The organism is Burkholderia sp. PAMC 28687, assembly GCF_001577465.1.
Taxonomy (GTDB): domain Bacteria; phylum Pseudomonadota; class Gammaproteobacteria; order Burkholderiales; family Burkholderiaceae; genus Caballeronia.
In genome coordinates, this window is record NZ_CP014506.1 from 1,236,938 (window position 1) to 1,256,279 (window position 19,342).

At 60.7% G+C, this 19,342-nt stretch carries 16 protein-coding genes; 11 read left to right on the top strand and 5 right to left on the bottom strand.

All coding sequences use genetic code 11. From position 1 onward, the window contains the following. Positions 1 to 90: 90 nt before the first annotated feature. The gene (locus AX768_RS20835) at positions 91 to 1,554 is read right to left on the bottom strand and encodes an aldehyde dehydrogenase family protein (RefSeq protein ID WP_062001920.1); all 1,464 of its coding nucleotides are present in this window, start codon (positions 1,552 to 1,554) and stop codon (positions 91 to 93) included. A 259-nt stretch (positions 1,555 to 1,813) separates the two neighbouring features. Here AX768_RS20835 and AX768_RS20840 point away from each other — a divergent pair, with 259 nt between their 5' ends. From AX768_RS20840 to AX768_RS20870, 7 genes are all read left to right on the top strand, one after another. After that, positions 1,814 to 2,680 carry a GNAT family N-acetyltransferase gene (locus AX768_RS20840; protein WP_062001921.1) on the top strand — a complete coding sequence of 289 codons (867 nt, stop codon included), beginning with the start codon at positions 1,814 to 1,816 and terminating at the stop codon, positions 2,678 to 2,680. Positions 2,681 to 2,686: 6 nt separating this feature from the next. After that, positions 2,687 to 3,613: a 2-hydroxyacid dehydrogenase gene (locus AX768_RS20845; RefSeq protein WP_062001922.1), complete on the top strand. Its 927-nt coding sequence runs from the start codon at positions 2,687 to 2,689 to the stop codon at positions 3,611 to 3,613. Between the two features lie 212 nt (positions 3,614 to 3,825). Beyond that, positions 3,826 to 5,220, top strand: coding sequence for an aspartate aminotransferase family protein (locus AX768_RS20850; protein WP_062001923.1), 1,395 nt, complete (start codon positions 3,826 to 3,828; stop codon positions 5,218 to 5,220). An 83-nt stretch (positions 5,221 to 5,303) separates the two neighbouring features. Beyond that, positions 5,304 to 5,801, top strand: coding sequence for an Lrp/AsnC family transcriptional regulator (locus tag AX768_RS20855; RefSeq protein WP_062001924.1), 498 nt, complete (start codon positions 5,304 to 5,306; stop codon positions 5,799 to 5,801). A gap of 111 nt (positions 5,802 to 5,912) precedes the next feature. Next, positions 5,913 to 7,385 (top strand): NAD-dependent succinate-semialdehyde dehydrogenase, encoded by a 1,473-nt coding sequence (locus tag AX768_RS20860; RefSeq protein WP_062002379.1) that lies wholly within the window; start codon positions 5,913 to 5,915, stop codon positions 7,383 to 7,385. After that, positions 7,382 to 8,359 (top strand): M14 family metallopeptidase, encoded by a 978-nt coding sequence (locus tag AX768_RS20865; protein WP_062001925.1) that lies wholly within the window; start codon positions 7,382 to 7,384, stop codon positions 8,357 to 8,359. The genes AX768_RS20860 and AX768_RS20865 overlap by 4 nt, the downstream gene beginning before the upstream one ends. A gap of 49 nt (positions 8,360 to 8,408) precedes the next feature. Beyond that, positions 8,409 to 8,753: a cupin domain-containing protein gene (locus AX768_RS20870; RefSeq protein ID WP_062001926.1), complete on the top strand. Its 345-nt coding sequence runs from the start codon at positions 8,409 to 8,411 to the stop codon at positions 8,751 to 8,753. A 109-nt stretch (positions 8,754 to 8,862) separates the two neighbouring features. On the opposite strand, the gene katG is transcribed toward AX768_RS20870, so the two are convergent. Next, positions 8,863 to 11,133: a catalase/peroxidase HPI gene (gene katG / locus AX768_RS20875; RefSeq protein WP_062001927.1), complete on the bottom strand. Its 2,271-nt coding sequence runs from the start codon at positions 11,131 to 11,133 to the stop codon at positions 8,863 to 8,865. A 695-nt stretch (positions 11,134 to 11,828) separates the two neighbouring features. Here katG and AX768_RS20880 point away from each other — a divergent pair. Next, positions 11,829 to 12,107, top strand: coding sequence for a hypothetical protein (locus AX768_RS20880; protein ID WP_062001928.1), 279 nt, complete (start codon positions 11,829 to 11,831; stop codon positions 12,105 to 12,107). Positions 12,108 to 12,301: 194 nt separating this feature from the next. Here the strand turns inward: AX768_RS20880 and AX768_RS20885 are convergent, their stop codons facing one another. Both AX768_RS20885 and AX768_RS20890 read right to left on the bottom strand, forming a co-directional pair. Further along, complete coding sequence (locus AX768_RS20885) at positions 12,302 to 13,981, bottom strand: ABC-F family ATP-binding cassette domain-containing protein (RefSeq protein ID WP_062001929.1); 1,680 nt, start codon at positions 13,979 to 13,981, stop codon at positions 12,302 to 12,304. A gap of 424 nt (positions 13,982 to 14,405) precedes the next feature. Further along, positions 14,406 to 14,753: a winged helix-turn-helix transcriptional regulator gene (locus AX768_RS20890; RefSeq protein WP_231941549.1), complete on the bottom strand. Its 348-nt coding sequence runs from the start codon at positions 14,751 to 14,753 to the stop codon at positions 14,406 to 14,408. 254 nt (positions 14,754 to 15,007) lie between these two features. Between AX768_RS20890 and AX768_RS20895 the strand changes: the two genes are divergently transcribed. The 3 genes from AX768_RS20895 to AX768_RS20905 all read left to right on the top strand — a co-directional run bounded on the left by AX768_RS20895 (position 15,008) and on the right by AX768_RS20905 (position 17,937). Then, positions 15,008 to 15,577, top strand: a complete 570-nt coding sequence (locus AX768_RS20895; RefSeq protein ID WP_062001931.1) for a cysteine hydrolase family protein — start codon at positions 15,008 to 15,010, stop codon at positions 15,575 to 15,577. 378 nt (positions 15,578 to 15,955) lie between these two features. Continuing rightward, on the top strand, positions 15,956 to 16,324 hold the full coding sequence (locus AX768_RS32130; RefSeq protein ID WP_082778971.1) for a VOC family protein: 369 nt from the start codon (positions 15,956 to 15,958) through the stop codon (positions 16,322 to 16,324). Between the two features lie 137 nt (positions 16,325 to 16,461). Continuing rightward, on the top strand, positions 16,462 to 17,937 hold the full coding sequence (locus tag AX768_RS20905; protein ID WP_062001933.1) for an esterase-like activity of phytase family protein: 1,476 nt from the start codon (positions 16,462 to 16,464) through the stop codon (positions 17,935 to 17,937). Between the two features lie 182 nt (positions 17,938 to 18,119). Here the strand turns inward: AX768_RS20905 and AX768_RS20910 are convergent, their stop codons facing one another. Continuing rightward, on the bottom strand, positions 18,120 to 19,100 hold the full coding sequence (locus AX768_RS20910) for an aldo/keto reductase (RefSeq protein WP_062001934.1): 981 nt from the start codon (positions 19,098 to 19,100) through the stop codon (positions 18,120 to 18,122). Positions 19,101 to 19,342 lie beyond the last annotated feature (242 nt).

Below are 19,342 nucleotides of genomic sequence, written 5' to 3' on the forward strand. Positions count from 1 at the left end.
GGTATTGCGACAGCAGAGTCTGCGGCGTTGTTTCGAAAGACTGCCTCGGCATCGGGCTTCACCCGCGGACACCGGGCCTTGCGTCTCGCGTTACTGGCGCAGATCGATCAGCACGCTCTTGAAGCGCAGATTGGCTTCGTAAGCCTGGCGTCCGAGATCCTTGCCGATCCCCGAGCGCTTGTAGCCGCCGGTCGGGATCATGAAATCCGCGCTCCGGCCATAACGGTTCACCCACACCGTGCCCGCTTCCAGACCCCGCACGAAGCGCAGCGCACGGCCGAGGTCCGCCGTGTGCACGCCGGCGGCGAGACCATATTCGGGGTGCTGCGCAAGTTCCAGCGCCTCGGCTTCCGTGTCGAATGTCTGCAGCGTCAGCACCGGACCGAAGATTTCCTCGCGCACGGCTTCCGACGACGGCGTGACATCCGTGAGCAAGGTTGGCCGATAAGACGCGCCTTCGCGCGTCCCGCCGCATTGAAGCGTGGCGCCCGCAGCAACCGTGCGTCCGACAATCGATTCGATGCGCGCCGTCTGCGGTTCCGAGATGATCGGCGCGAGCGTCGTGCCGGCGCTCCAGGTGTGACCCGCCTTCAGCTCGGAGAAAACTTTCTGGATCCGCTCGGCAAGCGGTTCGGCAAGCGCGCGCTCGACCAGCAGGCGCGAGCCCGCAACGCAGACCTGCCCCGCATTGCCCGAGATCGCACCCGCAATCCGGCGCGCGACATCGTCGAGATGGGGGGCATCGGCAAACACGATCTGCGGGCTCTTGCCGCCGAGTTCCAGCGTCACGGGCTTGGTGCCCGACCCGGCGCACGCGGCCATGATCGCTGCCCCGGTCCGCGTGGAACCCGTGAACGTGACCTTCGATATCTTCGGGTGCCGCACGAGCGCGTCCCCGGTCGTGCGGCCGTCGCCCTGGACCACATTGAAAATTCCCTTCGGAACGCCCGCCAGCACAGCCAGCTCGGCCAGGCGAAGCACCGAGAACGGCGTCATCTCCGAGGGTTTCAGCACGACCGCGTTGCCCGCCGCGAGCGCCGGCGCGATCTTCCACGACGCCATCACGAGCGGAAAATTCCACGGCGCAATGGCGCCGATCACGCCGTACGGTTCGGCGATGGTCATGCCGAGATGATCGTGATCTGTCGCCGCCACATCGCCGCCGAGCTTGTCGGCGAATTCCGCGTAGAACCGGATGCCCTCTGCGGTGAACGGGACGTCCCAGTTGCTGGCGTCGCGGATCGGGCGGGTCGAGCCGAGGGATTCGAGTGGCGCGAGCGTTTCCACGTCCGCTGCGACCAGGTCGGCGAAGCGACGCAGGATCTTGGCCCGCTCGCGCGGCGCCATGCTGGCCCAGCCACTCGTCCTGAAAGCACGCCATGCGTCTTCCACGGCACGGTCGATCATGGCTGCATCGGCCACCGGCACCGACGCGTACATCACGCCGTCCGAGGGCCGTGCGACGTCGATCCGGCGCCCGCCTTCGTCCACATAGTCGCCGCCTATGAAATGCCCGGTGCGCACGGCAACGCGGGCGGGATCGAACTGGTCCATTGCAATATCCTCGAGAAAGAAGGGTCTCTGGAATCACTTCAATCGTAGTGCCGCCAGCACCGCACATCTCACCGACAAAAATCCGCGTTCAGCACAAACCACGCGTTATGAGGACGCAGACCGTGCAATTTGCATCGAAAGTGCCTGGTTGCGTCCTGCTTGCGTTCGCAAAGGACGCGACGAAAAGATCGTCCTATTCACGCGCCGTGACGAATGCCAGAGTAAGCGCGTGTAGTCCGAAGCCATTCACGGAGGCCATGTGTCCGACCAAGTTGCATATAGACCTTTCACAGACGAAGATATTGCCGCCGCGCATGCCCTCACGGTCGAGCTGAAATGGCCGCATCGCGCGGAAGACTGGCAGTTCGTGGCGCAGGCCGGCGCCGGGTTCGTTGCCATTGAAGCCGGAGAGGTCGTGGGCACGGCGTTGTACTGGACATATGGCGACGACCGGGCATCGCTTGGCATGGTGATCGTGTCGCCGGCGCGGCAAGGTCTCGGGATCGGGCGCAAGCTCATGGAAAGCGTGCTCGAAGCACTCGAAGGCCGCGTGACGTTTTTGCACGCCACGCTCGCCGGCCAGCCGCTTTACGAGAAACTTGGCTTTCGCGCGGTCGGGACGCTCGACCAGCATCAGGGAACGGCGTTCCAGCCGCCGCTGATGGCGTTGCCGTCGGGGGAAAGGCTGCGGCCGCTGGGTACGAACGATACCGCCCGTCTCATAGATCTGGCGTCCCGCGCATGCGGGCTCGACCGCACGCAGACATTGCCGGCGCTGCTCGCAAACGCCGACGGCATCGGTCTCGACCGCGACGGCGAACTGATCGGCTTCTCGCTATTTCGCCGGTTCGGACGCGGTTTCGCTATCGGCCCGGTGGTCGCGCCCGGTTCCGATCCCGTGCGCGCGAAGGCATTGATCAGCCATTGGCTGTCGTTGAACGAGGGCATGTTCATTCGTATCGATACACCCGCCGAATGTGGCCTGACCGAATGGCTCGACGGCCTCGGACTGCCGCGCGTAGATAGCGTGATGAAAATGGTGCTGAACGCGCCCGCCGCGACCGGTCGCGACAACCCGGACGACGATTGCCGCCAGTTCGCGATCATCAATCAGGCAATGCTGTAACTCCCCATGGCCTTCCTCTACAAAGCCGATCCCGTTCGGGGCGCCCAGTGGGGCGCGCTCTTCGCGCAGCAAGCGCCGGACATTGCGTTTCATCTATGGCCCGATGTCGGCGATCCGGCGGCGATCAGATACCTGGCCGCGTGGCAGCCGCCCGACAATCCGCTGGAAGCCCTGCCCAACCTCGAGGTCATCTTCTCGGTGGGCGCGGGCGTCGATCAGTTCGATCTCTCGCGCGTGCCTGAGCATATTCCCGTGGTGCGCATGATCGAGCCGGGCATCGCGCAAGGCATGGTCGAATATGTCACGCAAGCCGTGCTGACGATTCATCGCGACGTTGCGGCTTACGCCGCGCAGCAGGCCCGGCAGGAGTGGAAGGCACGGCACGTCCGGCCGGCATCGTCGAGGCGAATCGGTGTCCTGGGTCTTGGCATGCTCGGGACAGCCGTCCTCGAGCGGCTGCGGCTGTTCGGCTTCGATTGCGCGGGCTGGAGCCGCTCCGGCGGACAGATCGAGGGCGTGCAATGTCATGCAGGCGCCGCCGCACTCGATGCATTCCTTGCCCGCACGGATATCCTCGTCTGCCTGCTGCCGCTCACGCAGGAAACCCAAGGCATGCTCGACGCAGCACTTTTCAACAAGCTGCCGCGAGGGGCATCGCTGATCCAAACCGGCCGCGGCCCGCACCTGAACCAGGAAGATCTGCTCGCCGCACTAGAGAGCGGCCAGCTCGACACCGCGATCCTCGATGTGACCGACCCCGAGCCGCTTCCCGCCGGTCATGCGCTATGGACGCACCCGCGCGTGCGGATCACGCCGCACATTGCCAGCGCGACGCGTCCCGAAGGCGCGGTCGAGACCGTCCTCGAGAATTTGCGGCGCCACGAACGAGGCCTGCCGCTGATCGGGCAGGTCGATCGCAGCCGGGGTTATTGACCGGCCAGACAGCTCGCCTAAGACAGTTCACCAAGACAGCTCACCAAGCGCACCTCAAACGCACCTCGAAGGCCCGCGCCGCAGAATATGCTGCGCAGAGCTTGCAAAACGCGACATCCGCGTGCTTTGGGGAATTTTTTAACGCGTCAGGCAATGGCTGTCCATGAGTAATATTGGAGCAGTCAACAGCCCATCCAGCGTCCGAGAAAACCATGTCGATCAAATCGCTCATTGAAGCCGACCGCAAGCATCTGATTCATCCGGTCATCAACTACCGCGCACATGAAGCCCGCGGCGTCACCGTGCTCGAGTCCGCAAAGGGTGCCTACCTGCGCGATGCCGACGGCAACGAACTGCTCGACTGCTTCTCCGGCCTCTGGTGCGTGAACGTTGGCTACGGACAGGAAAGTATCGTCAAGGTGGCGACCGAACAGATGAGCCGCCTGCCCTACGCCACGAGCTACTTTCACTTCGGCTCGGCCCCTGCGATCGAACTGGCGCAGAAGCTGGTCGAAGTGTCGCCGGAATCCCTGCAGCATGTGTATTTCACGCTCGGCGGCTCGGATGCAGTCGATTCCGCAATCCGTTTCATCACACATTACTTCAACGCAACCGGCAGGCCGGCCAAGAAGCACATCATTGCACTGCATCGCGGGTACCACGGGTCGTCTTCTGTCGGCGCGGGCCTGACGGCGTTGCCCGCGTTTCATCGCAACTTCGACCTGCCGCTGCCGACCCAGCATCATCTTCCTTCGCCCTATGCGTACCGCAACGATTTCCCCGATGACGCCGCGCTGATCGCCGCATCCGTCGCCGCGCTCGAAGCCAAGGTTGCCGAGATCGGCGCCGACAACGTAGCCGCGTTTTTCTGCGAGCCGATCCAGGGATCGGGCGGCGTGATCGTGCCGCCGGCCGGCTGGCTGAAAGCCATGCGCGAAGCGTGCCGCAAGCTCGATATCCTCTTTGTCGCCGATGAAGTCATCACCGGTTTCGGCCGCACCGGCCCGCTGTTCGCGTGCCAGGCCGAGGACGTGCAACCGGACCTGATGACCGTTGCAAAGGGCCTGACCTCAGGCTATGCGCCAATGGGCGCCGTGCTGATGTCCGACGCCGTGTATCAGGGAATCGCCGACGGCGACGCGAGCGCGATCGTCGGACATGGACACACGTATTCCGCGCATCCGGTGAGCGCGGCGATCGGTCTGGAAGTGCTGCGCCTGTATCACGAAGGCGGCGTGCTCGCGAACGGCGTGGCGCATGGTCCGCGTTTCGCGGCGGGCCTCGACGCGCTGCTCGATCATCCGCTCGTGGGCGACTCGCGCCATCGCGGGTTGCTTGGCGCACTGGAACTCGTCTCCGATAAAACCACGCGACAAGGTTTCGATGCATCGCTGAAACTCTCGGAACGGATTGCTGCCGCGGCATACAAAAACCGGCTTGTCTTCCGGGCTTTCGGCGACAACATTCTCGGCTTTGCGCCCGCATTGAGCTTCACGGACAGCGATTTCGACCAGATGTTCGAGCGCCTTGCAAAGACACTCGACGACGTGCTCAATGAAGCCGATGTGCGCGCCGCATTGAAGACCCAACCAGCGGTCACAGCCTGATGGCGGAACCGTTTTGCCGCAAATCTGCGTGATAAGATCGTCTCGCTTCTCACGACAATCTTCCCGCCGGAGCCACACCCATCATGAGCAGCGACTGCAAACTCGACCGCATAGACTTGCGCATTCTTACGCAGTTGCAAAAGAAAGGCCGCATAACGAACGTCGAGCTTGCGGACGCTGTGGGGCTTTCGTCCAGCCCCTGCCTCATCCGGGTAAAGAGGCTGGAAAAAGCGGGGTATATCGTCGGTTACGGCGCGCAGATCCAGCTCGAAAAGCTCGGCGACGTGCAGATCGTGTTCACTGAAGTGACGCTGGCGGATCATCGCCGGGAAGACTTCATCAAGTTCGTGGACGCCATTCGCGACGTGGATGAAATCGTGGAATGTCATCTTGCAAGCGGCGGCTACGATTACCTGCTCAAGTTCGTCACCCGCAGCGTCAGCCACTATCAAAGCATCATCGAAGGTTTGCTCGAACGCAATATCGGTATCGAAAAATACTTCAGCTTCGTGATCATCAAATCGCCGTTCGTCAAGACCCATTACCCGCTCGAATCCCTGTTTTCGCAGAACCACGACTGATATTCGTCGACCGGTTGCATCGACAAGATGCAGGCAACGCTATTCACCCCGAACATTACCGATGCCGGCCACGCGCACGACTGCGCGGGCCGCGCGAATCCGGAGGGAAACATGAACCGCCAATACGAACTGAAAGAATTGATCCAGTCGGGTAACTTTGTCGATGGCAAATGGCTCGAGGCCGCCGATCACGCCCGCTTCAGCGTCTCGAACCCGGCTACAGGCGAATCCATTGCACAAGTCGCCGACAGCGGTCCCGCCGACGCGCGCGCCGCAACCGATGCCGCCGCACGCGCGCTGCCCGCGTGGCGCGACCGGCTGCCAAAGGAACGTTCAGTGATCCTCCACAAATGGGCCGCTTTGATCATGGCGAACCAGGATTCGCTTGGCGCACTGATCTCGCTTGAACAGGGCAAGCCGCTCGCCGAAGGCAAAGGCGAAGTCGCTTATGGCGCGTCTTATGTGAGCTGGTTCGCCGACGAAGCCACGCGCATTTACGGCGACATCATTCCGCAGCAGCAACGCGGCAAGCGCATGACGGCGATCCGCGAACCCATTGGCGTGGTCGCCGCCATCACACCATGGAATTTCCCGCTTGCAATGATCGCGCGCAAGATTGCGCCGGCACTCGCGGCCGGTTGCACCGTCGTCGCAAAACCCGCCGAAGATACACCGCTGACGGCCTCGGCACTGGTACTGCTTGCGCACGAAGCCGGCGTGCCCGCGGGCGCGCTGAACCTGATCACGGCATCGCGCGAACATGCGATCGCCGCCGTCGCGGACTGGCTGGAAGACCCGCGCGTGCGCAAGATCACCTTCACGGGCTCGACACCGGTTGGCAAATATCTGGCGCGCGAATCCGCCGGCACGCTCAAGAAACTGTCGCTGGAACTTGGCGGCAACGCGCCGTTCATCGTCTTCGATGACGCCGATCTCGAGGCAGCCGTCGACGGCATGCTGGTATCGAAATTTCGCAACGGCGGCCAGACCTGCGTCTGCCCGAACCGCGTCTACGTGCAAGCCGGCGTGTATGAACGATTCGGCGAGATGCTGAGCCGTCGCGTCGCCGCGCTCAAGGTTGCGCCCGCGACCGACGCGGCCGCCCAGATCGGCCCGATGATCAACGCGCGCGCGCTCGACAAGATCGCACGTCACGTGGATGACGCCGTCGAGCACGGCGCCCGTGTGCTTGCGGGCGGCAGACAGTTGGCGGAGCTCGGTCCGAATTACTACGCCCCCACCGTACTCGCCGACGCCAACCACGACATGCTCCTGTGCCGTGAAGAAACCTTCGGACCGGTCGTCGCCATGTTCAAGTTCGAGACCGAGGAAGAAGCGATTCTTGCCGCCAACGATACCCCCTTCGGGCTTGCATCGTATTTCTATAGCGAAAGCCCGAAGCGTATCGACCGCGTTTCGCGCGCGCTCGAAACCGGCATTGTCGGTGTGAACGAAGGCGCGCTGGCGAGCGAAGCCGCGCCGTTCGGCGGCGTCAAGGAATCGGGCTATGGCCGCGAAGGATCCAAATATGGTCTCGACGATTATTTGTCGATCAAGTACATCTGCCAGGGGAATCTTGCATGAGCGCCGCCGCCAACTATCCAATCGAAGTCACGTTCCCCGTTCTCTCGCCGCACGAGGCGTCGGCTTGCGGCGTGCCGTATGTGCATACGTTCGATTCCGGCATGGCCGGGCCGCACGTGATGATCAACGCGCTGACGCATGGCAATGAAGTCTGCGGCGCGATCGTGGTGGATGCGTTGCTGCGCGCCGGGCTGCGCCCGCGTCGCGGCCGCCTGACGCTTGCTTTTGCGAACATCGCGGCCTACGAACGCTTCGATCCGGAAATGCCCGACGCCGCCCGTTTTGTCGACCAGGACTTCAATCGCGTCTGGACGGAGGCCGTGCTCGACAATACTGCGCGCACGTCGAGCGAACTCGCACGCGCCCGCGAAATGCGCCCGGTCATCGACACTGTCGACTTGCTGCTCGACTTGCATTCAATGCACGAGAAGAGCCGGCCGCTGATCGTTTCGGGGCCGCTGGAAAAAGGCATCGAACTTGCGCTTGCAATCGGGACGCCGGCCACCGTGATCGTGGATGAAGGTCATCCCCAGGGCCGCAGGATGCGTGACTACGGCGCATTCGGCGACGCCGGCAGCGCGAAGAACGCATTGTTGATTGAATGCGGTCAGCACTGGGAAGCGAGCGCGGTAACGGTCGCCCGCGATACCACCGCGCGTTTCCTGCAGCACTCAGGTGTGGTCGACGAAAGTGACCTTCCAGAGGGCTGGCTCCAGCCGTCGCCAAGCGAGATGAATGTGGTTCGCGTGACGCAGCCCGTCGTCGCCGACAGCATGGATTTTCGCTTTGCGAATGCGTACACCGGGCTCGAAGTGTTTCCGAAGGCAGGCAGCGTGATTGCGTGGTCCAACGGACAACCCGTCCTTACGCCGTACGACGATTGCGTACTTGTCATGCCGTCGCTCAGGCAATTGCTTCCGGGTGTGACCGTGGTGCGGCTCGGCAAGATCGAGCGAACCGTCAGTCCGGTTTGATTCCTTACGTTTCAATCAATTGCGGCAGAACGAATTCAGAGGGGCATCAGTGAAGGTCCAGCAGATCAAACAAAGCGTCAATGCCAAAGGCCTCGAAGACTGGGGAACTGCAGGTTTGCCGGGCACCGCGCCCATACAGGTTTCCGGTTTGCAGACGGTAATCAAAGGCAGTGAAGCCATCGACACCGGCATTTTCGAATGTTCGGCGGGCACCTACAGGCGCTCGGTCAAGCAAGCGGAGGTCATGCACTTTCTCGCCGGCCGCGGACGTTTCACGGCAGACGGCGAAGACACCATCCACTTTGCCAGCGGCGACACCCTGTTCTTCGAAGCCAACACAGAGGGTCTGTGGGAAGTCGAAGAAGCGATGCGCAAGGTGTACGTTATTTTTTGATCAAGGTCGTCGAACTACGGGGAGGCAGACGACGCTTGCAGGCCTGCTCCGGCAAACCAGTACGGCTCCGGTAAATCCAGGAGCCGTACTGCCTGCCTTCAGTCAAGGATCAACCGGCAGTAACAACATCGAATCGGTCCAGGTTCATCACCTTGACCCATGCACCGATGAAATCGTGAACGAACTTCTCGTTCCCATCTTCGCTTGCATACACTTCGGCCAGCGCTCGCAGTTGAGCGTGCGCGCCGAATACCAGATCGATGCGGCTGCCCGTCCATTTCACCTCGCCGCTCTTGCGATCCCGTCCTTCGAACACATCACGATCTGCTGCTAGCGCCTTCCATTCCGTGTCCATGCTGAGCAAGTTGCGAAAGAAGTCATTGGTGAGCGTTTCCGGACGATCAGTGAACACGCCATGCTTGCTCTTGCCAGCATTCACGTTCAGAACGCGCAAGCCGCCAATCAGCGCAGTCATTTCAGGTGCTGTCAGCGTGAGCAACTGCGCACGATCGATCAACAGCGCTTCGGCCGGAACGCCAAACTTCGCTTTCTCGTAGTTGCGAAAACCATCGGCGAGCGGTTCCAAAGCCGATACCGAGATCACATCGGTCTTCTCTTGCGAAGCGTCCATACGACCTGGTGTAAAAGGCACGCTGACCTCGCGTCCCGCGCCCTTCGCCGCCTGTTCGATGCCCACACTGCCGCCCAGCACGATCAGGTCCGCTATCGACACCTTCTTGCCGCCGGTGGCCGCACCGTTGAAGCCGCTCTGAATGCCTTCGAGAATCTGCAGGACCTTTGCCAGTTCAGCGGGCTGATTGACCGCCCAGTCCTTCTGCGGAGCCAGCCGGATGCGCGCGCCATTCGCGCCGCCGCGCTTGTCCGAGCCACGAAATGTCGACGCCGATGCCCACGCAGTCGAGACAAGCTGCGACACGGAAAGCCCCGATGCCGCGATTTTTTCCTTTAGAGAAGCAATGTCCTGCTCGTCGATCAAAGTGTGATCGACTGCCGGGATTGGGTCTTGCCAGATCAGCTCTTCGCCAGGGACTTCCGGCCCGAGGTACCGGAGCCGCGGACCCATGTCGCGGTGCGTCAATTTAAACCACGCGTGCGCGAAGGCATCGGCAAGCTGGTCGGGATTTTGCAGGAAATTGCGCGAAATCTTTTCGTATTCCGGGTCGAAGCGCAGCGCCAGGTCGGTAGTGAGCATGGTGGGCGCCAACTTCTTCGACGGATCATGCGCGTGGGGAATCGTCGCATCCGCGCCCTTCGCAACCCATTGATTTGCGCCGGCGGGACTCTTGGTCAGCTCCCATTCATGACCAAACAGATTCTCGAAAAACCCGTTGCCCCACTGGGTAGGCGTGCTGGTCCAGGTCACCTCCAGACCGCTCGTGATCGTGTCGCCGCCCTTTCCGGTGCCAAACTTGTTCTTCCAGCCAAGGCCCTGGTTTTCGAGTTCGGCGGCCTCGGGTTCGGGACCGACATTGTCGGCAGGACCTGCGCCGTGCGTCTTGCCGAACGTATGTCCGCCTGCGATCAGCGCGACGGTTTCCTCGTCGTTCATCGCCATGCGTGCAAACGTCTCGCGGATATCATGCGCGGCCGCAAGTGGATCAGGATTGCCGTCCGGCCCTTCAGGATTGACGTAAATCAAACCCATTTGCACTGCGCCGAGTGGATTCTCGAGAATGCGGTCGTTGTCGGTACGGCTCTTTTCCTCGCCGTGCTTTTGTTCGTCTGCCACGAGCACGCCGCCATCCTTGTCATTGCCTGCCGCGCCCTTGCCATAGCGGACATCGCCGCCAAGCCACGTCTTTTCATTTCCCCAGTAAACATCCTGGTCCGGTTCCCATGTGTCCTCGCGGCCACCCGCAAATCCGAGAGTCTTGAAGCCCATGGTTTCAAGCGCAACATTGCCGGTCAGGATCAACAAGTCCGCCCAGGAAATCTTCTGACCGTACTTCTGCTTGATTGGCCAAAGCAGACGCCGGGCCTTGTCGAGGCTGACGTTGTCGGGCCAACTGTTGAGCGGCGCGAACCGCTGCTGGCCTCGCCCGGCTCCGCCCCGGCCGTCGGCGATGCGATAGGTACCTGCGCTATGCCACGCCATGCGAATGAACAATGGGCCATAGTGACCAAAGTCCGCCGGCCACCAGTCCTGCGAATCCGTCATCAATGCGGCGAGATCCTTCTTCACCGCGGATAGATCAAGGCTTTTGAACGCCTCGGCGTAATCGAAGTCCTTACCGAGAGGATTTGCTTTCCCCGAGTGCTGGCTGAGCAAGTCCAGCCGCAGTTGCTTCGGCCACCAGTCGCGGTTCGTTGTGCCGCCGCCGGCTGCGTGGTTGATTGGGCACTTTGCTTCGGTTGACATGCCTTACCTCCTATAGGGATTTGCCCGGCAGGTGTTCGGCTTCGCGTCCGGCATGGAAATCAAATTGCCGGATAGTTGCGTAATAGCGTTCAAAATCTGCTTGCCCGGCATTTATGGGGTTTCTACGATTGAATACATGACAAGTACGGTTTTGTTCAGCGACGCAATCCGCCTCGCTGGCCCGGTTGCGGGTTGCCGGACTGCTTGCCACAGCCGAAAATATACGATACCGCAATGAATAAAAGAATGTATTTACTGCAATGGCTTTGATAATCGATGGCTATCGCTCGCAACGCGTCCCAAACTGGTTCCTTACAACTCACGCGCACGAAGCAGGAACCCAGTCGTGCTGCAATGAACCGACATACGATCGTGCCTGGCCCCACGAGATGTCATGTTGATATTGATAAGGAATCCAGAATGTTTTTTTCACTGTAAGCTGGCAAACGACTTGAGTGCGGGCCCTCAGGACCCGAGTCAAGGACCCGAGTCAAAGGTTTCCCGGATCGTCGTGTCCTTGTTCCTTCAGTTGGATTAAGAGTCGGTCGCGCTGCGGTGTCCTGGAACGTTGGGACGACGATCCGTGATTTGGCTTCGTTGATTTAGTTATCAAGCAGGACCAGATCGCAAACAATCGGCACGCTGCTTGCTATCAGAGCCCACATCTTTAAAAATCTTATTCTTGGAGCCCGGTCATGGACATGGGTTGTGTGGCCTTTCAGGCGCATCTGGCAACGTTGCTTCGAAGCATGCCTCGTTGTACGACGGCGGAACTCAACGAGCGCACTGTCGTATTTTGGGACGGTCAATGGGCGAAGGGCGCTGAGATCGGCGACGACGGGAGCGGGTTCCTGCACGCCAAGTTTGACCTCGACGAGCGTACCTGCAATCGGCTGCACGCCGATCTGGTCGCCTGGCTGGAAGCTCCGCGATACGGATCACGCTCAGAGCTTGAAGCGTGGATCTTCGACTAGGCTCTCTGCAGATGAAAGCCGCGGGCCGTATCATTCTTTAACGCTTTAGAGCGCATGCCTACAAGCATGCTTTACAAAGCGGGTCGATACTTTTGACACTGCCACAACAGTGACCATCGCATCCTAAACATAGGAAGAAACCCCTCATCACCGGCAGGGCAGCTCAAGCCATGCGGAACCGCCCAGCATTCAACTCAGGCGATGACCTTCTGCTCCCCGGCAGTCTGCTCGCGCATGCGACGCGCTTCGTCGCGCAGGAACTGCTGGTAATCGTCCAGATCGCCGTCAAACGGCTCGACGCCACCCTTGGTGACGAGCCAGAACTCGTCACATACTGCGCGCAGCAGGGACCGGTCGTGACTGACCAGCAGCACCGTGCCTTCGAATTCGTTGAGTGCCATGCCCAGCGCTTCGCGTGTGGCCAGGTCGAGGTGGTTGGTAGGTTCGTCGAGCAGCAGGAGGTTGGGACGCTGCCACACGATCATGCACAACACGAGCCGCGCCTTTTCGCCGCCGCTCATCGTGCCGACTGCCTGATGGACCATGTCGCCGCTGAAGCTGAAGGTGCCGAGGAAGGTGCGAAGCGATTGTTCGGTGCCACTCTGGCCAGGGGCACGCATGTTGGCCGGCGTGTCCTTGGCGAGGCGGATCATGTGTTCCAGCGGCGTGTCGAGAGGACGCAGCACGTCGAGCTCCTGCTGAGCGAAGTACCCGATGTTCAGGCCCTTGCCTTCGCTGATTTCGCCCGCAATAGGCGCCAGTTCGTGCGCCACCGTTTTCACCAGCGTGGACTTGCCCTGGCCGTTGGCACCGAGAATGCCGATGCGCTGCCCGGCCAGCACGGACCGGTTGATGCCCCGCACGATGACCGTCGGCGGCGTGCCCGGCGCTGCGTCGCTTGGCGCCGGATAGCCGAAGCTTGCGTCCAGCATCGACAACAGCGGGTTCGGGACGTTGAGCGGCTCCTTGAACTCGAAGGTGAACTCCGCATCGGCAAGCACGGGGGCGATCTTTTCCATGCGTTCGAGCGCCTTGACCCGGCTCTGCGCCTGCTTCGCCTTCGAGGCCGTGGCCTTGAAACGGTCGATGAATTTCTGCAGGTGGGCGATCTTGTCCGCCTGCTTGGCCATCGAGGCCTGCTGCAGCAACATCTGCTCGGCGCGCATCTCTTCGAACTTGCTGTAATTGCCGCCATAACGCACGAGCTTGGCGTTGTCGACGTGCACCGTCACCTGCGTCACCGCGTCAAGGAATTCGCGATCGTGGCTGATCACGACCATGGTTCCCTGGTAGCGCTTGAGCCACGCTTCCAGCCAGACCAGCGCGTCGAGGTCGAGGTGATTGGTCGGTTCGTCGAGCAGCAGCAAGTCGGACGGGCACATGAGCGCGCGTGCCAGTTGCAGTCGCATGCGCCAGCCGCCGGAGAAACTGTTGACCGGCTGGCTAAGCTGCGCAGCACTGAAGCCCAAGCCCTGGATCAGCGCTTCGGCCCGTGCGGGGGCATCGTGTGCGCCAGCATCGTGCAGCTCCATGTAGGCGTGCGCCATGCGCATGCCATCGTCGCTCGCCTCGGCGGCCGCCACTTCGGCCTGCGCGGCCAGCAGCACAGTGTCACCGTCGACTACGAAGTCCGTCGCACTCTGCTCGGTCTCCGGCATCTCCTGCGCGACCTGGCCCATCTTCCACGTAGCAGGAATCGAGAACTCGCCGCCGTCTTCGTGCAGCGTGCCGTTGAGAAGGCCGAAGAATGACGACTTGCCGGCACCATTGCGGCCGACAAGGCCAATCTTTTCGCCGGGAGTGAAGGTGACGGACGCGCTGTCGAGTACGACATTGACGCCGCGGCGCAGGGTGACATTACGGACGGAAATCATAAGGAGTTACTTCGAAGAGGACACGCATGATAGCCGACCGACGTACAGGGCGGTCTCTTTTCTGGCGGTACGAGTGAAGAGCCGCTTGCGTTTTGCGGCGCCTGCCGGCCACAAAGCAAGGTGGGCACTGGCGCAATGGGCGTTTCGGCTGCGGGGCCACGAACGAACGGTCGGCGCGCTCCACAACGGTCATTTACGTGTAAAGAGCAGGGATTAATAAGTGCACGACCATCCGAGCGGTGCTAGCTATCGGGGAGAGGGTTCGATCACTGTTGCGGCTGCGGGTTGTTGAAGGGGCGCAATGTAGTCGGCGGTTCCTTCAATCCTGTGGACGTCGAGGAGGACTCGAAGCGCTGAAGGTGTCGTAGCCGGTGGTGTGTGCACATCGTTCGTGCGACGTGACAGGTCGTGCTTGCCGTACTGCTCACTCCTTGCTCTCAGGAAAGAGGCATCCGCCTTCACGGACCAGCGCTTTTACCTCCTCGCTCACTTCCTTGGGGTTTCGATTCAATCGAGCGATGAACTCCTTGCAGCGTCGCACGTACGGTTTCGAATCGTGCTTCGCACTCCAAATGACTATGTTGAACACGATGGGAATGAGGTCCAGCCCCTTCTCTGTCAGCTTGTAGAAGTCACGGCGCCTGTTGTCGGGGCTGGGCGCCCGCGAGAGAATTCCTTGCTCCTCAAGAAAGGCAAGGCGGGAAGCAAGGACATTGGCCGCGTTTATATACAATTCTTCCCGTATGCTGCGCACGGACTGCGTGGTCGGAATTAGCTCTACATTCAGCAATCAATCAGTATTAGAAGGCTGTCAGTAAATCCGACAAGCGGAACCCCCTCGTCGAAGTGGGCCGCAATCAGGGAGGAACCGACACCTGATTGGCCAAACAGCGGTGCGGGCGGGTGACGCCTCGTGGCCGAACCAGGCCGATCAGACAACGAGAACCCGGCTCGCGACCAACGTGCAGTAAAGTCCGAATAGGATCGGATCGCACCACGACAACAACCGCTTACGCCGAATTCAAAATGACTGCCTTACAACGCCCGGCCGGTGCCCTCCTCTTGCTGGTGGATCTTCAGAAAGCAATAGACCACCCAAGCTGGGGGCAGAGAAACAATCCGCTTGCGGAAGTTCAGATTGCACGTTTGCTTCAGCACTGGCGGAGTAACGGCTGGCCGGTATGGCACATTCGGCACGACTCCACCGAACCTGGCTCGCATTATCGACCCGGGCAGAGCGGGCATGACTTCAAGCCTGAGGCCACTCCCGTCGCCGGCGAGCCGGTGATCCCGAAATCGACCAACAATGCGTTTCTAGGTACAAATTTGGAAGCGCGGCTTCGCGCTCAAGACCATGACACGCTAGTGGTAGCTGGCGTCATCACCAATAATTCTGTAGAGGCGACGGTTCGCATGGCCGGCAACCTAGGCTTCACAACCTACCTCGTAGCCGATGGCTGCTTTACGTTTGATCGAAGGGATTGGAATGGCACCTTGAGAAGCGCGGACGACGTACACGCGATGTCGCTTGCCAATCTCGACCCGGAATACTGCACCGTGATCACTGCCGGGATGTTGCTGGATACGGACAAGTGAGTTGAATCACTGTCACATTCGTCGCATTCGAAGCGAACGAATCCGTCATCGATTGAAACCGCACACGACACGATGATGCCGTCGTTCGCGCAATCATGGTTGTAATCAAACCAGGAGACACCCGAGAACATCAGTTTCAGCCGGGCGGGAGGTTGTCCGACCTGACTGTCGTTCGCAGGGTCAATGCGGCTTGGTCGCCGAGACCACAACGCATACCTTCGTTCCTTTAGACGAACCGACCGGCACTGATCTCGACTGATGCAACACCGGATCGTGCAGATGATGCGTTTCGCTCAGGAATCCGAGAGTTGCAGACTCGGAGTCGACTTCCTTCACCGTCAGACATATGAGCCGAAACGGTCGGTCGTGAAAGACTGATTGCAGTCAGCCAATCGCCCCGACTTCATCGCCTTGCAGGTGCGCGACCTCGTTGCGTCCCGCAAGTTCTACGTCGAAACTTTCGGTTTTGAAGCCTCGACGCACTGTCCTCCTGGAGCGATCATTTTCAAGACCGACCCCGTCCGGTTGGCGCTGCGAGAGCCCCTGCACGCGCTTCCCGAAGCGGGGCCACTTGGTGTTGGCATGGTGCTCTGGATCGCCTGCACCGACACTGATGCGCTGCACGACCTCGTTGCAGAGCGGGGCGGTGTGATCCAGAGCCCGCTTGCCGACGGCCCCTTCGGCCGCTTCTTTGTCGCCGGCGATCCGGATGCCTACGCGATCACCTTTCATACGGCGCGGAACTGACCGCAGTCCACGCAATCGATGCGTCAATCCGTTTGCTGGACCGACACCCGTCTTTTTTTCTCCTGCCACAAACTTTTCATTTACCAAATATAAGCTTTACGTTTTCCAGCAGCTCGACAAAAAAAGGAGACGGGGCGATGTTCAACAAGAAGACGTGTGTGGGACTGACTTTGACATTGGCGCTTGGTGCCTGCGGCGGCGATGATGCGCCCGAGAGTTCCGCCAGCACTCAGCAAGGTACCCAGCTTTTCAGCCAATCCATTGCTCCGTATTCAAGTTGGGGTAACGTGCCCATCGTCGGCACGGGCTACGGCTCGGCATTGACGCCCGCCCCCAACCGGGCCGGCTATTTCTACGGCATGACAGATCGCGGTCCCAACGTCACCGCGCCCGACGGCACCAACAAGATCGAGCCGGATCTGGCATTCCAACCGGCAATCGCCCTGTTTCAACTCGTCAACGGCAAGGCTGACGTTTCCAGGGTCATCGGTCTTTCACTGGCTGACGGCACGCCCATGAATGGCCGCGTCAATCCCGAGGCAACCACTGCCGAGATCATCTACGACTTGAACGGCAACGCGCTGCCCCCAAGCGTGGCCGGGCTCGATCCCGAAGGCCTCGTGGCCATGCCCGACGGCACCTTCTGGGTCTCCGACGAGTATGGTCCCTATATTGTTCACTTCGACGCGAACGGCAAGGAGATCTCCCGGCTCAACCCCTACTCCACCGCCTCGTCGGGCAACAACCTGCCGCTGCCCGGCGAACTGAAGAAACGCAAGCCGAACAAGGGCATGGAAGGTCTCACCCTCACGCCTGACGGCAAGTACCTCGTTGGCATCATGCAGTCACCGTTGGACAAGAATGGCGCGGCAGCGGTCGCCTCCGGCAAGGGTGCAATCACACGCGTCGTCAAAGTCTCCCTAGCCGACCCGATAACCGACGTGCACGAATATTTGTATTCCCTGCACACCAACGGCGCAGGCAATCCCGAGGGTCAGGCCGTGAGCGAGATCACGGCGCTCACAGACGGCACGTTCATCGTTGACGAGCGGGACGGTAACTTCGAGGGCACCAGCGACGGCACGGCGAGCGGCAAGGCCAGGGCCGACAAGAACCTGTGGAAGCTCGATCTGAGCCAGGCCACTGATGTCGGCCCGAAATCCCCTCTTATAGGCACCACCATCGCCGGCGGAGCGGTAATCTACAATTCGACCAATGGCCTCACGGTGGGTGGCAAGACCATCGAAGACCTTGCGGGCACGGTTGACGCGCCTGCCGCTGTGCAAGCGCTGAGCAAGGCCGGCATCACAGTCGGCACCGAGGCAATGTTCCTCAACTATGCCGCGCTCTTCACTGCCATCGATCCGAAAGGCATGTACTTTGGCCACGACAAGGTCGAGGGGGTGGCGATCGATCCGGCGGATCCGACCAAGATCTACCTGTCGAACGACTCGGACTTCGGCATCACGGACGAGCCGAGCACGGTATCAATGGCCACGGCCTCGAACCCCTTCCCGCCCAGCGAGAAGTTCCTGCCAGATGGCAAGACCCAGGACTTCGGCGAGATCGTCAAGATCGACATGACGCAAGTGCCTGCCAAGTTCAAGCAGTAAGCCGGCAAGCATCGTCTTCGCGGCCGGCCAATCAGCGATTCAGGGCTTGCTACAACCAGGAAGTCCTGAATCGAGCGTTTCGTGGACTTCAGCCGCGTCCCTGATGAAATCCTTGGTCAGCTCAGCATCCTGCAAGCTGCTGAGAGGCGCAGCGAGCCGATAGCAAGCGCTAGCAGGACTGCCTATTTGAAACCCGTCACCGCATGCGGCACATAGCGCTCTTCGAGCAGTTGGATTTCGTCCGTAGTCAATTTAAGCGAGACGGCCGCGACCGCATCGCTCAGATGGTGCAGCTTGGTCGCGCCGACAATTGGCGCCGTGACCGGTTTCTTCTGCAGCACCCACGCAAGCGCGACCTGCGCCCGCGGCACACCTCGCTTCGTCGCAATCTCGCTCACCCGTTCGACGATCTGACGGTCTGCCTCTTCGGTCGCGGCATAGAGGGTGCGGCCGAATTCGTCGGTCTCCGAGCGTGCGCTGCTGCTGTTCCAGTCACGCGTCAGACGGCCCCGTGCGAGCGGGCTCCACGGTATCACGCCGATACCTTCGCTTTCGCACAGCGGCAACATCTCGCGTTCTTCTTCCCGATACAGCAGGTTCACGTAGTTCTGCATCGTTACAAAGCGGGTCCAGCCATGGCGTTCGGAGACATGCAGTGCTTTGGAAAATTGCCACGCATACATGGTCGAGGCGCCGATATAACGCGCCTTGCCAGCTTTGACGACATCGTGCAAAGCCTCCATTGTTTCTTCGATCGGCGTGGTGTCATCCCAGCGGTGGATCTGATACAGATCGACGTAGTCAGTGCCGAGGCGCCTCAGGCTCGCGTCGATTTCCGCCATGATCGCCTTGCGCGACAACCCCGCGCCGTTCGGTCCCGGACGCATCCGGCCGTGGACCTTAGTGGCGAGCACGATCTCGTCGCGGCTTGCGAAATCCTTGAGGACGCGGCCCACGATCTCTTCGCTGGTGCCGTCCGAATAGACGTTAGCCGTATCGAAGAAGTTGATGCCGAGATCAAGCGCTTGTTTGATGAAAGGGCGTGCAGCGTCGTTGTCAAGCGACCATGGATGCGGGCCGCGGTCAGGCACACCATAGCTCATGCAGCCAAGGCACAAACGTGACACATCGAGACCTGTGCGGCCAAGTTTCACATATTCCATTGTGCAACTCCTGTCGAAAGTGCCGAATGGTTCTGGCAAAAAACTCAGGTTAGCCTTTGCATTTGGCGAGGCAAATAGGGGATGCGATATGAAGCATAAACTTATACTTCAGATCTGAAGCGGCAGTTCGCGACGAGCCGATCAGATGAAGGTTTCGTGTGAGCAGCGGACACATTCGCCAGAGACGACCTCGCTCGCGCAAATGCCATCCGGTTCCAACGCTGGAGTCAATTATCCTCTCA

Bases quoted from the DNA above. Each gene is read 5' to 3' on its own strand.
- AX768_RS20910 (WP_062001934.1), bottom strand. From the start codon at position 19,100: ATGGAATATGTGAAACTTGGCCGCACAGGTCTCGATGTGTCACGTTTG.
- AX768_RS20885 (WP_062001929.1), bottom strand. From the start codon at position 13,981: ATGATTTCCGTCCGTAATGTCACCCTGCGCCGCGGCGTCAATGTCGTA.
- AX768_RS20880 (WP_062001928.1), top strand. From the start codon at position 11,829: ATGGACATGGGTTGTGTGGCCTTTCAGGCGCATCTGGCAACGTTGCTT.
- AX768_RS20845 (WP_062001922.1), top strand. From the start codon at position 2,687: ATGGCCTTCCTCTACAAAGCCGATCCCGTTCGGGGCGCCCAGTGGGGC.
- AX768_RS20905 (WP_062001933.1), top strand. From the start codon at position 16,462: ATGTTCAACAAGAAGACGTGTGTGGGACTGACTTTGACATTGGCGCTT.
- AX768_RS20895 (WP_062001931.1), top strand. From the start codon at position 15,008: ATGACTGCCTTACAACGCCCGGCCGGTGCCCTCCTCTTGCTGGTGGAT.
- katG (WP_062001927.1), bottom strand. From the start codon at position 11,133: ATGTCAACCGAAGCAAAGTGCCCAATCAACCACGCAGCCGGCGGCGGC.
- AX768_RS20855 (WP_062001924.1), top strand. From the start codon at position 5,304: ATGAGCAGCGACTGCAAACTCGACCGCATAGACTTGCGCATTCTTACG.
- AX768_RS20835 (WP_062001920.1), bottom strand. From the start codon at position 1,554: ATGGACCAGTTCGATCCCGCCCGCGTTGCCGTGCGCACCGGGCATTTC.
- AX768_RS20860 (WP_062002379.1), top strand. From the start codon at position 5,913: ATGAACCGCCAATACGAACTGAAAGAATTGATCCAGTCGGGTAACTTT.
- AX768_RS20865 (WP_062001925.1), top strand. From the start codon at position 7,382: ATGAGCGCCGCCGCCAACTATCCAATCGAAGTCACGTTCCCCGTTCTC.
- AX768_RS20850 (WP_062001923.1), top strand. From the start codon at position 3,826: ATGTCGATCAAATCGCTCATTGAAGCCGACCGCAAGCATCTGATTCAT.